10 protein-coding genes are annotated in these 13,396 nt (G+C 72.7%); 6 read left to right on the forward strand and 4 right to left on the reverse strand.

Features of this window, described 5'->3' with window-relative positions; translation table 11 throughout:
- The first annotated feature begins 119 nt into the window (after positions 1-119).
- Positions 120-1,121, forward strand: a complete 1,002-nt coding sequence (locus ACFYW3_RS00750; protein ID WP_351762362.1) for an asparaginase — start codon at positions 120-122, stop codon at positions 1,119-1,121.
- 172 nt (positions 1,122-1,293) lie between these two features.
- Here ACFYW3_RS00750 and meaB read toward each other — a convergent pair whose 3' ends face one another.
- From meaB to ACFYW3_RS00770, 4 genes are all read right to left on the reverse strand, one after another.
- Positions 1,294-2,277 carry a methylmalonyl Co-A mutase-associated GTPase MeaB gene (gene meaB, locus ACFYW3_RS00755; RefSeq protein WP_351762365.1) on the reverse strand — a complete coding sequence of 328 codons (984 nt, stop codon included), beginning with the start codon at positions 2,275-2,277 and terminating at the stop codon, positions 1,294-1,296.
- 10 nt (positions 2,278-2,287) lie between these two features.
- A complete protein-coding gene (scpA, locus tag ACFYW3_RS00760; protein WP_351762367.1) occupies positions 2,288-4,477 on the reverse strand; it encodes a methylmalonyl-CoA mutase in 2,190 nt (729 codons plus the stop codon).
- The gene (locus tag ACFYW3_RS00765) at positions 4,474-6,333 is read right to left on the reverse strand and encodes a methylmalonyl-CoA mutase family protein (protein WP_389385132.1); all 1,860 of its coding nucleotides are present in this window, start codon (positions 6,331-6,333) and stop codon (positions 4,474-4,476) included. Before ACFYW3_RS00765 ends, scpA begins: the two co-directional genes overlap by 4 nt.
- A gap of 79 nt (positions 6,334-6,412) precedes the next feature.
- Positions 6,413-7,873, reverse strand: a complete 1,461-nt coding sequence (locus ACFYW3_RS00770) for an ROK family protein (protein ID WP_389385133.1) — start codon at positions 7,871-7,873, stop codon at positions 6,413-6,415.
- A 922-nt stretch (positions 7,874-8,795) separates the two neighbouring features.
- Between ACFYW3_RS00770 and ACFYW3_RS00775 the strand changes: the two genes are divergently transcribed.
- From ACFYW3_RS00775 to ACFYW3_RS00795, 5 genes are read left to right on the forward strand one after another with little or no spacing between them, the layout of a single operon-like run.
- Complete coding sequence (locus ACFYW3_RS00775; RefSeq protein WP_351762377.1) at positions 8,796-9,728, forward strand: TauD/TfdA family dioxygenase; 933 nt, start codon at positions 8,796-8,798, stop codon at positions 9,726-9,728.
- A 28-nt stretch (positions 9,729-9,756) separates the two neighbouring features.
- On the forward strand, positions 9,757-10,314 hold the full coding sequence (ssuE, locus tag ACFYW3_RS00780; protein ID WP_351762378.1) for an NADPH-dependent FMN reductase: 558 nt from the start codon (positions 9,757-9,759) through the stop codon (positions 10,312-10,314).
- 27 nt (positions 10,315-10,341) lie between these two features.
- Positions 10,342-11,373 carry an ABC transporter substrate-binding protein gene (locus ACFYW3_RS00785; protein ID WP_389385134.1) on the forward strand — a complete coding sequence of 344 codons (1,032 nt, stop codon included), beginning with the start codon at positions 10,342-10,344 and terminating at the stop codon, positions 11,371-11,373.
- A gap of 9 nt (positions 11,374-11,382) precedes the next feature.
- Positions 11,383-12,213 carry an ABC transporter ATP-binding protein gene (locus tag ACFYW3_RS00790; RefSeq protein WP_351758725.1) on the forward strand — a complete coding sequence of 277 codons (831 nt, stop codon included), beginning with the start codon at positions 11,383-11,385 and terminating at the stop codon, positions 12,211-12,213.
- Positions 12,210-13,301, forward strand: a complete 1,092-nt coding sequence (locus tag ACFYW3_RS00795; RefSeq protein ID WP_389385135.1) for an ABC transporter permease subunit — start codon at positions 12,210-12,212, stop codon at positions 13,299-13,301. Before ACFYW3_RS00790 ends, ACFYW3_RS00795 begins: the two co-directional genes overlap by 4 nt.
- The last annotated feature ends 95 nt before the right edge of the window (positions 13,302-13,396 follow it).

Here is a 13,396-nt window from a genome sequence, read left to right on the forward strand (position 1 = left end):
CAATCATCCACCACCGCATGTTACGCCAGCGCTGAAAGTGGCAATCTCATTGCGCGTAGATCTTACTATCATTGCCTTTATCGGAATTGTGTGCGATCAGGCGTGAGGGAAGGGCGGGCATGGGACGCATCGTCGTCATCAGCACCGGCGGAACGATAGCCAGCCGCTGGCAGGGGTCCGGCTTCGCGGCCGACGCCGACGGCAGCGAGGTGATGGCCACCGCGCCGCTGCCCGAGGGGATCACCGTCGAGGTGGTGGACCTGTTCAGCGTCAACAGCCCCCGGCTCACCACCGCCCACCAGCTGACCCTGCTCCGCACGGTCCACGAGGTCCTCGCCGACCCCGACGTCGACGGCGTCGTCGTCACCCACGGCACCGACACCCTGGAGGAGTCGGCCTTCCTCGTCGACCTCCACCACCACGACCCGCGCACCGTCGTGTTCACCGGCTCGCAACTACCCATGGGCTCCGCGGACGGCGACGGGCCGGGCAACCTGTACGACGCGCTGCTCACCGCCGCCGCCACGCGCGGGCTCGGCGTCCTGATCACCTTCGCCGGGCGGGTGCACGCCGCGCGCGGGACCGTGAAGACCCAGGCCGTCGCCTTGGACGCGTTCGCCGACCCCTCGAAGGAACTGCTCGGGAAGATCGGCTTCGGCAAGGTCACCATGCTGCGCACTCCGCAGCGGCCGACACCGCTCGCCCTGCCCTCCATGCCGGAACTGCCGCCCCGCGTGGACATGGTGATGCACCACGCCGACGGCGACCCGGTGCTCCTGAACGCCGCCGTCGAGGCGGGCGCGCGCGGCATCGTCCTCGTCGGCACCGGGGCCGGCAACGCCACGCCCGAGATCGTCGACGCGGTACGGGACGCCGTCGAGCGGGGCGTGCTGGTCGCCCTGACCACACGCGTCGCCGCCGGACCGGTCACGGAGATCTACACGCACGGCGGGGCGGTGGACCTGGTCGCCGCCGGGGCCGTCCCCTCCGGGACGCTGCGCGCGGGTCAGGTGCGCATCGCCGTGCTGTCCGCGCTGCTCGCGGACGTCGAGCCCGGCGAGCGGGTAGGGGTCCTGCGCGACGCCCTGGCCTCCGGCGGGCCGGTGCTGGTCGAGGCCTGACCTTCGCACGAGGCTTGGCCTTCACGCGAGCCTGGCCTTCGCACCAGGCCTGGCCTTCACACGCGGGCGGGGCGGGCACGGGAATCCCCGGCCCGCCCTTCGCCATGAGCCCTGTGTTCGTCGTACGCGCCGTGTTCGTCGGACGTGCCGCGTCCCGCCGGATCCGGGCTCGTCAGGAGGCGTGGAAGGCCTTCAGGATCCGGTCCGCCGCCAGGGTCGGCGTCAGGGTGCCCTCCCGTACCGAGGCCTCCAGCGCGGGTGCGAGGTCGCGTACGGCCGGGTCGGCGCGCAACCGCTCCAGCAGCTCCTCGCGCACCATCGACCAGGTCCACTCGACCTGCTGGTCGGCCCGCTTCGCGGCGAGCCGGCCGCCCGCCTCCAGCAGCCGGCGATGCTGCTCCAGGCGGTTCCAGATCTCGTCCAGACCCGCCGACTCCCGTGCGCTGCACGTCAGGACCGGCGGGGTCCAGGCCGCGTCCGTCGGGTGCATCAGCCGCAGCGCGCCCGCCAGTTCGCGCGCCGCCGCCTTCGCCTCGCGTTCGTGCGGGCCGTCGGCCTTGTTCACGGCCAGCACGTCGGCCAGTTCCAGGACGCCCTTCTTGATGCCCTGGAGCTGGTCGCCCGTACGGGCCAGCGAGAGCAGGAGGAAGGAGTCGACCATGCGGGCCACGGTCGTCTCCGACTGCCCGACACCGACCGTCTCGACGAGGACCACGTCGTAGCCCGCCGCCTCCATCACGATCATCGACTCGCGGGTGGCCTTGGCGACCCCGCCCAAGGTGCCCGCCGAGGGGGAGGGGCGGACGAAGGCCGCCGGGTCCACCGCGAGGCGTTCCATCCGGGTCTTGTCGCCGAGGATGGAGCCGCCCGTGCGGGTGGAGGAGGGGTCCACGGCCAGGACCGCCACCCGGTGGCCCAGTGCCGTGAGCATCGTGCCGAACGCGTCGATGAAGGTGGACTTGCCGACCCCCGGGACGCCGCTGATGCCGATCCGGCGCGCGCGCCCCGAGTGCGGGAGCAACTCCGTCAGGAGCTGCTGGGCCAACGCCCGGTGGGCGGGCAGGGTGGACTCGACGAGCGTGATGGCGCGCGCGACGAACGCGCGCTTCCCGTCGAGGACCCCTTTCGCGTATGCCTCGATGTCGATCTTCGGCATCGACGCCCGCCTACAGCTCGTGCCCGAGATCCGCGGCCAGCCGCGTCACCAGGTCGTGGGCCGCGTCCGGGATCACGGTGCCCGGCGGGAAGACCGCCGTGGCACCCATCTCCAGCAGCGTCGGCACGTCCGCGGGCGGGATCACCCCGCCCACCACGATCATGATGTCCTCGCGTCCCTCCGCCGCCAACTGCTCGCGCAGCGCCGGTACGAGGGTCAGGTGACCGGCCGCCAGCGACGACACGCCCACCACGTGGACGTCCGCCTCGACGGCCTGGCGGGCCACCTCCGCCGGGGTCTGGAACAGCGGGCCGACGTCCACGTCGAAGCCCAGGTCGGCGAAGGCGGTGGCGATCACCTTCTGGCCGCGGTCGTGCCCGTCCTGGCCCATCTTGGCCACCAGGATGCGCGGACGACGGCCCTCCGCCTCCTCGAACCGGTCGACGAGCGCACGGGTGCGCTCCACGGACGGGGACTCGCCTGCTTCCATGCGGTACACACCCGAAATGGTACGGATCTGGCTCGCGTGCCGCCCGTAGACCTTCTCCAGGGCGTCCGAGATCTCACCCACGGTCGCCTTGGCGCGGGCCGCGTCGACCGCGAGGGCCAACAGGTTGCCCTCGCCGCTGCCCGCCGCGTTCGTCAGCGCCCGCAGGGTGTCCTGGGTGACCGCCTCGTCGCGCTCCTCGCGCAGTCTCCGCAGCTTGGCGATCTGCTGCGCGCGCACGGACGAGTTGTCGACCTTGAGGACGTCGATCTGCTCGTCGGTCTCCACGCGGTACTTGTTCACGCCGATCACCGGCTGCCGGCCGGAGTCGATCCGCGCCTGCGTACGGGCCGCGGCCTCCTCCACGCGCAGCTTGGGGATGCCCGCGTCGATGGCCTGGGCCATGCCGCCGGCCGCCTCGACCTCCTCTATGTGCTGCCAGGCCCGCCGCGCGAGGTCGTACGTCAGCTTCTCGACGTACGCGCTGCCGCCCCACGGGTCGATCGACCGGCAGGTCCCCGACTCCTGCTGGAGCAGCAGCTGGGTGTTGCGGGCGATGCGCGCCGAGAAGTCCGTCGGCAGGGCGAGGGCCTCGTCGAGGGCGTTGGTGTGCAACGACTGGGTGTGCCCCTGGGTCGCCGCCATCGCCTCGATACAGGTGCGCGTGACGTTGTTGAAGACGTCCTGGGCCGTCAGCGACCAACCGGAGGTCTGCGAGTGGGTGCGCAGCGACAGCGACTTGGCGTTCTTCGGGTCGAACTGCTTGACCAGGCGCGCCCACAGCAGGCGGGCCGCGCGCAGCTTCGCGACCTCCATGAAGAAGTTCATCCCGATGGCCCAGAAGAAGGACAGTCGGGGCGCGAACGCGTCCACGTCCAGCCCCACGGCCTGCCCGGCGCGCAGGTACTCCACGCCGTCCGCGAGGGTGTACGCCAACTCCAGGTCGGCCGTCGCCCCCGCTTCCTGGATGTGGTAGCCGGAGATCGAGATGGAGTTGTACCGGGGCATCTTCTGCGAGGTGAAGGCGAAGATGTCGGAGATGATCCGCATCGAGGGCTTCGGCGGATAGATGTAGGTGTTGCGGACCATGAACTCTTTGAGGATGTCGTTCTGGATGGTCCCGGCGAGCTTGTCGGGGGAGACGCCCTGCTCCTCCGCCGCCACGATGTACAGCGCGAGGACCGGCAGCACGGCGCCGTTCATCGTCATCGACACCGTCATCCTGTCCAACGGGATCCCGTCGAACAACTGCCGCATGTCGTAGATCGAGTCGATGGCCACGCCCGCCATGCCGACGTCGCCCGTCACGCGCGGGTGGTCGCTGTCGTAGCCGCGGTGCGTGGGCAGGTCGAAGGCGATCGACAGACCCTTCTGGCCGGCCGCGAGGTTGCGCCGGTAGAAGGCGTTGGACTCCTCGGCCGTGGAGAAACCGGCGTACTGCCGGATCGTCCAGGGCTGGTTGACGTACATCGTCGGGTACGGGCCGCGCAGGTACGGGGCCACACCCGGGTACGTCCGCAGGAAGTCCAGGCCCTCCAGGTCCCGCCCGGTGTACAGCGGCTTGACGCCGATGCCCTCGGGGGTCTCCCACAGCAGGTCGGAGGCACCGCTGCCGGTGGACTCCTTGACGGCGGCGCGCCACTGCCCCTCGGAGACACCGGCCGTCGCGTCGCCGTTCAGCGCGAGTTCGGAGAAGTCGGGGATGCCGCTCACGGGGCCACTCCCATCCGGTCGAGTACGGAGGACAGTACGGCGACCGCGTCGCAGCCGGCGAAGACGTACTCGTCCACGGCCTGCCCGGCGGTACCGGGCTTGCCGGCGAGGAACACGGTCGTGGCGCCGGCCGAGCGCAGGGCCGCGGCCACCGCCTCGGCCTGCTCCTCGTACAACGCGTCGCTGGAGCACAGCACCGCCATGCCGTCCGCGCCGCTCGCGGCGTAGGCGGCGGCGGCCGTCTCCGGGGTCACCGACACGGGGTCGTGCACCGGCTCGACGCCGCCCGCCTGGAAGAGGTTCGAGGCGAAGGTGGCGCGGCCGGTGTGCGCGGCCGCCGGCCCCAGGGCCGCCAGGAAGATCCGAGGCCGGGCCCCGGTCGCCGCGAGGTGCGCGTCACCGCGGGCGCGCAGGGCCTCGTACGCCTCGTCGCGCCGGACGCGGGGCAGTCCGCCGGTCGGTTGCCCGGGCGCGGGTTCGCGCACGAGGGGCTTCTCCGACAGGTTCGGGAACTCGCTGACGCCGGTGATCGGTTCGCGGCGCTTGGCGAGCTTCTTGGAACGCTCGGCCCAGGTGGCCGCGAGGCGTTCGGCGACCAGGCCGGAACGCAGGGCCTGGGGCAGGCCGCCCGCCTTCTCCACCGTCCGGAAGAACTCCCAGGCGGCTGCGGCGAGTTCGGTCGTGAGTTGCTCGACGTAGTAGGAGCCGCCGGCCGGGTCGATCACCCGGGCCAGGTGCGACTCCTCCAGCAGGATCGTGGAGGTGTTGCGGGCGATGCGGCGCGCGAACGCGTCGGGCAGGCCCAGGTCGTGGTCGAAGGGGAGCACGGTGACGGAGTCCGCGCCGGCCACGCCGGCCGCCATGCAGGCGACGGTGGTGCGCAGCATGTTCACCCACGGGTCGCGCCGGGTCATCATCACCGGTGAGGTGACGGCGTGTTGACGCTGCGCGGCGGCCTCCGGGGCCCCGCAGGCCTCGCCGATCCGGGCCCAGAGCCGGCGGGCGGCGCGCAGCTTGGCGATGGTGAGGAACTGGTCGGCGGTGGCCGCGTAGCGGAACTCCAACTGCCCGAAGGCCTCTTCGGTGCTCACGCCCGCGTCCGTGAGGGCGCGGAGGTAGGCGACGCCGGTGGCCAGGGACAGGCCCAGCTCCTCGGCGGCGCTGCCGCCCGCCTCGTGGTAGGGCAGGGCGTCGGCGACCAGGGCGCGTACGTGGGGCCAGTCGGCGGCCGTTTCCCGGGCGAGCGCGGCGGCCTCGGCGAGGTCGAGCGGTTCACCCGTACGGGCCTCGTGCCCCAGCGGGTCGACGCCGAGCGAGGCGCGGGCGGCCTCGGGGGCCACCCCGCGGTCGGCGTACAGACCCAGCAGCGCGCGGGCGGCGTCGGCGTACGCGGCGCCCGCGTCGAGCGTGATCGGGGCGAGGTCGAGGTAGACGCCCTCCAGGGCGCGGGCGAGACCGTCGACCGGGAGCCCGGTGGGGCCCAGGGTGAGCCAGAGGGAGGTGGTGCCGTTCTCCAGGTCCGCCAGGGCCGCCTCGTTCACCCGAACGGGGTCGCTGCCGGCGAGCCGCTGGCGTACGTCCCAGCCCGACGCGCTGGTGCCCTCGGGCGTGCCGCCTCGGACGAAGGGGGCGAACCCGGGGAAGCCGGTGTCCTCCGCGTCGGGGCGTGCGGTGTACAGGGGGCGGGTGCGGAGCCCGTCCTCAAGCGTGGTGGACAACGCGTCTTCAGCTGCCTCGCCGGAGGCTTCCTTGCCCGACTTGCGCAGTACGCCTTCAACCAGGCGCTGCCACTGCTCATGTGTCGCGTCAGGAAACTCGGCGGCCAGGGAGAGCCCGTCGTCAGGCAGGACCGTCATGGCTCGAATGCTAGGGGGGTCGCTCAACCGAGACCAGAACCGCCGGATGTGATCTCGCACTCGCAGGTCAGCGGGTGAGTTACCCGCGAGTAGGGGTATGGGGGGCGATGTCGGGCGGGCCGGTGGGCGCGGTGGCGGCGGCGAGGGCGGGCGCGGCGGCGGGATCCTGGAACAGCGGGTCGAGCAGGACCGTCGCCGACGCCTGGGTGAGGACCGCCGGGCCCGCGTGCGGGCCGATGATCCGGGTCGGGTCGTCGCAGACGTGCGACTGGGCCGTCGCCGCCTCGCGGATCTCGTCGAGACAGCCCTCGTGCAGGATGCTCGACAGCTCCGAGACCAGCAGCACGGCGGGGTTGAACACGTCCAGCAGCAGGGCCGCGGCCCGCCCCACCGCACGCGCCCGCTCGCGCAGCAGCCGGTCGGCGCGGGGATCGCCGGTGGCGGCCGCGTCCACGATCAGCCCGATGGCCGGCTCGGGAACGATCCCCAGGCGCACGGCCTCGGCGCCCAGGGCGGTGTCGGACGCGGTGGCCTGGAGGCACCCCGTACGGCCGCACGCGCACCGGGCCGTCGATCCGGGGACGGGGAGGTGGGCGACGTCGCCCGCGGCCGAACCGGGGCCCTGGTGGACGGTGCCCTCGATGCCGAACGCGGCGTCCACCACGTTGCCGATGAACAGGTGAACGATGCTTCGGCGGGCCGACGGGTGCCCGAACAGCATCTCGGCGCGGGCCACGGCCCGAGCGTGGTTGTCGAGGTGCACCGGCAGCCCCAGGGCGGTCGACAGCTCGGCCGCGAGCGGCTTGTCGTGCCAGCCGAGTGCCTCGTGCCGTACGACGATTCCCTCGGTGGGGCGGATCCAGCCGCCGAGCGCGGCGCCGATGCCCAGGAGGGGGCGGTGGGCGGGCTTCGCGGGCGGCTCGGTGGTGGTTCCGGTGTGGCCGTGGGGGGCGTGGCCGGGTGTGGTGTGGCTGTGGGTCGTGTGGCCGGGTGTCGTGTGGTCGGGCGCGGAGTGGTCGTGTGTCGTGTGGCCGGGTGTGGTGTGGCCGTGCGTTGTGTGGCCGGGTGTCGTGTGGCCGTGCTCGTGGAGGAAGCGGCCCAGTTCCGTCGCGAGACGGGCGGAGGTCGGTGGTCCGTCCGTGTGCGGGAGGGTGCGGCGGGCCACCACCTGGCCGCGGAGGTCGACCAGGCTGAAGTTGGAGGCGGGCACGCCGATGTGCAGTCCGGCGGCGAGCGGACCGCCTACGGCCCCGGTGTGCAGGTCCAGTGGGATTCGGGGGCGGCCGGCGGTGCCGGGTCCGGCCGTCCTGGGTCCGGCTATCCCGGCTGCCTCGCCCGTTCCGCCCGTTCCGCTCGGGTGCGGGAGCTCGCGCAGCAGGCCGCTGCGGAGCAGGCCGGTGGTCTGGCGGGAGACCGCGGCCTGGCTGAGACCGCTCAGCGCGGAGATGCCGCTGCGGGCGACGGGGCCGTGCGCGAGGACGGTCCGCAGGACGGTGGCGGCGTTGGCGGCCGCGCGGCTGTCGCCGGGGGTGGGGGGCATGGGGTGACCGTAGTCCCGGCCGGGTGGTGGTGGGTGTCGGGGTCCCGGCTGCGGGTCCCGGCTGCGCCGGGGGCCTCAAGCGCCGGCGGGGCTGGGGGGTGGGGGTCGGGCGGGGGGTCGTGGTCGGTGCCGGGGTGGGGTGTCGTCCTGGACTGTGTGATTTAGGCGCCCTGGGTTGGGTTGTTCTGTGGGGCGGTGGTTGCGCGCCACAAATCCCACTTCTACGTCCCGGCCGACACCCCACCCCGTCCCCGCCCCCGACCGACAGTCCGACCCCCGTGGAGTGCAAGCCGCCGCTCGGGTGCCGCCCTTCCGGTTCGGTCGGGGTCTGGCGAATTCAGCCTCGCCGGCGCCGGGTGGCCCTTCCGGTTCGGGCCCGTTGATTCAGCCTCGCCGGCGTTTGAGGCGCGGGTGCCGAGCCACTTTCCCGGTTCCGTCCGGCAATCCCAGCCTCGCCGGCGTTTGAGGCGCGGGTCGGCGGTGGGGTCGTGGCGGCCGCGTTGCGGGGGCGTGAAATCCGGCCATGGTTTTCGGCCGCGCCCTGGGGGTTCTCGGCGGGGGGAACCGGCAGGTCAGGGTTGCTGTGTGGGGTTTCGGCGCCGGGCGGGGGTGGGGGGTGCGGTGGGGGTTGACCCCGGCCGGGGGCGCTGACAGGCTCCGAGCCATGTCCGCGATCGAGCACCTCGCCCCGCGGCTCCACACCCCCGGCTCCTGTACCGCGCCGGGCGAGTGTCAGGGCCGCCTCCCGGCCCCGCGCCGCGCCTGAGCGACGCCGCTCAGGGGTTCTGTGACCCCTCGGTGCACCGAGGCCGCCTCCGCCCCCGCCCCGTCCCGTGTGCGTGCCGTTCGCCGCGCATCACGCCCCGTTCGCGCACCGGTATTTCTTCCCCTGCGGAAATAAATCTCTGACCCGGGAGTTCCCATGACCACTGTCACCGCTGTCTCCGTCGACAGGATCGGCGGCCGCATCGGCGCCGAGATCGGCGGCGTCCGCCTCGGCGGCGAGCTGCCCGCCGAGACCGTCGCCGAGATCCGTGCCGCCCTGCTCGCCCACAAGGTCGTCTTCTTCCGCGGCCAGGACCACCTCGACGAGGCCGGTCACGAGGCGTTCGCCCAGTTGCTCGGCGCGCCGGTCGCCCACCCGACCGTGCCCTCCGCCGACGGCCGGTACGCCCTCGGCATCGACTCCGACCACGGCGCCCGCGCCAACCAGTGGCACACCGACGTCACCTTCGTCCCCGCCTACCCCGCCTTCTCCATCCTCCGCGCCGTCACCATCCCCCCGTACGGCGGCAACACGCTCTGGGCCAACACCGCCACCGCCTACGCGGGCCTCCCGGAGCCGTTGCGGGCCCTGGCCGACGGCCTGCGCGCCGTGCACTCCAACGAGTACGACTACGCCGCCCTGCGGCCCGACGCGCTCCCCGAGGCCCTCGCCCAGTACCGCGAGGTGTTCACCTCCACCACGTTCCTCACCGAGCACCCGGTGGTCCGCGTCCACCCCGAGACCGGCGAACGCACGCTGCTCCTCGGCAACTTCGTCCAGCGGATCACCGGCCTCACCGGTCGGGACTCCCGCGTCCTCCAGGACCTGTTCCAGGCGCACATCGAGAGCCCCGAGAACACCGTCCGCTGGCAGTGGCGGGCCGGCGACGTCGCCATCTGGGACAACCGCGCCACCCAGCACTACGGCGTCGACGACTCCGACGACCACGAGCGCACCCTGCGCCGCGTCACCGTCGACGGCGACGTGCCCGTCGGCCCCGACGGACGCCCGTCCCGCCTGATCAGCCCGGAGACCGTGCCCGACCCGGAGTTCGGCATCGCCTCCGGCGCCTCCTCAGCCTCCGTCTGACCCGCCCCCGCCGCACAAGGAGAGCCCCGTGCCCAAGCTGCTCGCCCTCACCGGCAGCCCCTCCGTCCACTCCCGTACCGCCGTGGTCGTCGATCAGGTGCTGCGTCGCCTGGCCCACTCCGGGTACGAGACCGCGCACCTCGCCGTACGGGAACTGCCCGCCGCCGACCTGCTCTCCGCCCGCCGCGGCGAGCCCGAGATCCGCCGCGCGGTGGAGGCCGTGGCCGAGGCGGACGGCCTGATCATCGCCACCCCGATCTACAAGGCCTCGTACACCGGACTGCTCAAGGCCTTCCTCGACCTGCTCCCGCAGGACGGCCTGGCCGGCAAGACGGTCCTGCCGATCGCCACCGGCGGCAGCCTCGCCCACGTCCTGACCATCGACTACGCCCTGCGCCCGGTCCTCTCCGCGCTCGGTGCCCGGCACGTCACCGCCGGCCGGTTCGTCCTGGACTCCGCCGTCGAGCGCGGGGACGGCCCGGACCGGCTCCGGCCCGAGGCGGAACTGGACCTGTACCAGGCCGTCGACGAGTTCGCCGACGCGCTGCGCCTCGCCCCCGCGGGCGCCCTCACCACCGCTCACTGACCCCGTACGCACCGACAAGGACCCGTCATGCCCGCAGCCTTCACCACGTCCTCCACCTCCCGACGCCAGTTCCTCACCCTGCTCGGCATCTCGGCGGCCGCGGTGAGCTGCGGCACGGCCACCGCCACCGGCGGTTCCGGCAAGCAGGTCACGTCCCTGAAGTACCAGGGCTCGGTGGGCGCGGTCACGCTCCCCGAACTGGCCGCCGATCTCGGGTACCTGGGGAACCTCACCCTCGACTGGGTCGGCAACACCATCAGCGGCCCCCAGGACATCCAGTCCGCGGCCACCGGCCAGACCCACTTCGGCGGCGCGTTCAACGGCGCGATCGTCAAGCTCGCCGCGAGCAAGGCGCAGATCCAGGCCGTCATCTCCTACTACGGCTCCGACAAGGACACCTACCTCGGCTACTACGTCCTGGAGGACAGCCCGATCCGGTCGGCCCGCGACCTGATCGGCAAGAAGGTCGGCATGAACACCCTGGGCGCCCACGCGCAGGCCCTGCTCGACATCTACCTGGAACGCAACGGCCTCTCCAAGGCCGACGCCGGCAAGGTCGAATCCCTCGTCGTCCCGCCCGTCAACACCGAACAGGCCCTGCGCCAGAAGCAGATCGAGGTGGGCGTCCTCAGCGGGGTGCTGCGCGACAAGGCCCTCGCGGCCGGCGGGATACGCCCGCTGTTCAAGGACTTCGAGTTGCTGGGGGCGTTCAGCGCCGGCAGCTACGTCATGACCCGGCGCTTCATCAAGGAGAACCCCGACACCGTCAGGACGTTCACCACCGGCGTCGGCAAGGCCATCGACTGGTCACGCACCACCCCGCGCGAGGAGGTCATCGCCCGGCTGACCGACATCGTGAAGAAGCGAGGCCGCAACGAGGACACCTCGACCCTGCGCTACTGGCGCTCGTACGGGGTCGCCGAACCGGGCGGCCGGATCGCCGACAAGGAGTTCCAGCTCTGGATCGACTGGCTCGGCGAGCGCGGCGAGATCAAGAAGGGGCAGCTCAAGGCCGCCGACCTCTACACCAACGAGTTCAACGGGAACGGGAAGGGCTGACCGACTGCCATGGCGAAGATCGTGTTCGACTCCGTGACGAAGACCTTCCCGACGAAGGACAGGAAGAACAGGAGGAACAAGCGGGAGTTCACCGCCCTCGACGGCATCGACCTGGAGATCGAGGCAGGGGAGTTCGTGGTCGTCGTCGGCCCCAGCGGGTGCGGCAAGTCCACCCTGCTCGACCTCCTCGGCGGCCTGACCCGCCCCACCTCCGGCCGGATCCTGCTCGACGGGGAACCCGTCACCGGGCCCGGGCTCGACCGGGGCATCGTCTTCCAGCAGTACGCGCTGCTGCCCTGGCGCACCGCACTGGGCAACATCGAGTTCGGCCTGGAGGCCACCGGCGTCCCGCGCCGCCAACGGACCGAGAAGGCCAGGGAGTTCCTGGACCTCGTCGGGCTCACCGGCTTCGAGGACCGCCACCCCCACGAACTGTCCGGGGGCATGCGCCAGCGGGTCGCCATCGCCCGCTCGCTCGCCTACGACCCCGACGTGCTGCTGATGGACGAGCCGTTCGCGGCCCTGGACGCGCAGACCCGCGAATCCCTCCAGGACGAACTGCGGCGCATCTGGCAGCGGACCGGCAAGACGATCGTGTTCATCACCCACGGCATCGAAGAGGCCGTGTACCTGGGGCAGAAGGTCGCCGTGATCACCTCGCGCCCCGGCCGCGTCAAGGAGGTCGTCCGGGTCGACCTCGGCGACCGTGCCACCGGCGCCACGGGCGAGGACCTGCGCTCCAGCCCGGAGTTCGCCCGTCATCGCCACGAGATCTGGACCCTGCTCCACGACGAGGTGGCCCGCGCTCAGCAACTGGAGAAGGAGGAGGCCGCCGTATGACCACCGGAACCGACATCACCGCCGCCGCCCTGGCCGGCCTGGCACCCCCGCCGGAGACCGAGGATCCGGCCCGGCCCGCCGGGCAGCCGACCGTCGGGTCGCCCGCGCGGCCGGCGGCGCCCGCCGAGGTACCGGCCTCAGGGCCCCCCGCGTCCACCGAGCCCGCCTCCCCGTCCACCGAGCCGGCTTACCCGTCCACCAAGCCGGCCTCCGTGCCCGCCGAGCCGGCCTCCGCTCCCGCCGGGGTACCGGCCGCCCGTACCGAGCCGGTCGTGGCGAAGGCCCCCGTACGGAGCCCGGGGCGCGGGCGCGGTCTGCTCGCCGCCGTCGGGCGCGGGCTGAGCGCCGCCGTGCTGCGCTCGGCCGCCATCCTCGCCCTGCTGGCCCTCTGGGAGACGGCGCCCCGGCTCGGCCTGGTCGACGCCACGTTCCTGCCGCCGGTCAGCGAGGTCGCCACGGCCTGGTGGGAGCTGCTGGGGGACGGGCAGCTCGCCGAACACACCGGGGCCAGCCTGGTCCGCTCCTTCGGCGGCTTCGGCATCGCGGTCGTGATCGCGGTACCGCTCGGCCTGCTCATCGGCTGGTACCGGCCGGTCGCGGCGCTGCTCGGGCCGCTGCTGGAGGTCTTCCGCAACACGGCGGCACTGGCGCTGCTGCCGGTGTTCGTGCTGCTGCTGGGCATCGGGGAGACCTCGAAGGTGTCCATCGTGGTCTACGCGTGCGTCTGGCCGATCCTGCTCAACACGATCAGCGCGGTCGGCAACGCCGATCCGACCCTGGTGAAGCTGGCCCGGTCGATGGACCTGTCCACGCCGAGGCTCTTCCAGAAGGTGATCCTGCCGTCGTCGGTGCCGGCGATCTTCACCGGGATCCGGTTGGCGGGAGCGGTGTCTATCCTCGTGCTCGTGGCCGCCGAGATGATCGGCGCCAAGGCGGGACTGGGCTACCTGATCAACGCCTCGCAGTTCAACTTCGCGATCCCGCAGATGTACGCGGGCATCGTCACCATCTCCGCGATCGGGCTGACGTTCAACCAACTGCTCGTCACGATCGAACGCCGCCTGAGCCTGTGGCGCGTACCCGCCTGACACCGGCGCCCCCGCGGGGCGGCCCGGGGCCGCCGCCCCGGGCCGCCCGCACGCCTTTCCCACCCGGCGGTGCCCCGCGCGCGCCGACCCGACCC

Source organism: Streptomyces sp. NPDC002602 (assembly GCF_042889445.1).
Classification (GTDB): domain Bacteria; phylum Actinomycetota; class Actinomycetes; order Streptomycetales; family Streptomycetaceae; genus Streptomyces.

Excerpts from the sequence above, each read along its gene's own strand:
- ACFYW3_RS00750 (WP_351762362.1), top strand. The coding sequence starts at position 120 with ATGGGACGCATCGTCGTCATCAGCACCGGCGGAACGATAGCCAGCCGC.
- meaB (WP_351762365.1), bottom strand. The coding sequence starts at position 2,277 with ATGCCGAAGATCGACATCGAGGCATACGCGAAAGGGGTCCTCGACGGG.
- ACFYW3_RS00765 (WP_389385132.1), bottom strand. The coding sequence starts at position 6,333 with ATGACGGTCCTGCCTGACGACGGGCTCTCCCTGGCCGCCGAGTTTCCT.
- ACFYW3_RS00770 (WP_389385133.1), bottom strand. The coding sequence starts at position 7,873 with ATGCCCCCCACCCCCGGCGACAGCCGCGCGGCCGCCAACGCCGCCACC.
- ACFYW3_RS00775 (WP_351762377.1), top strand. The coding sequence starts at position 8,796 with ATGACCACTGTCACCGCTGTCTCCGTCGACAGGATCGGCGGCCGCATC.
- ACFYW3_RS00785 (WP_389385134.1), top strand. The coding sequence starts at position 10,342 with ATGCCCGCAGCCTTCACCACGTCCTCCACCTCCCGACGCCAGTTCCTC.
- ACFYW3_RS00790 (WP_351758725.1), top strand. The coding sequence starts at position 11,383 with ATGGCGAAGATCGTGTTCGACTCCGTGACGAAGACCTTCCCGACGAAG.
- ACFYW3_RS00795 (WP_389385135.1), top strand. The coding sequence starts at position 12,210 with ATGACCACCGGAACCGACATCACCGCCGCCGCCCTGGCCGGCCTGGCA.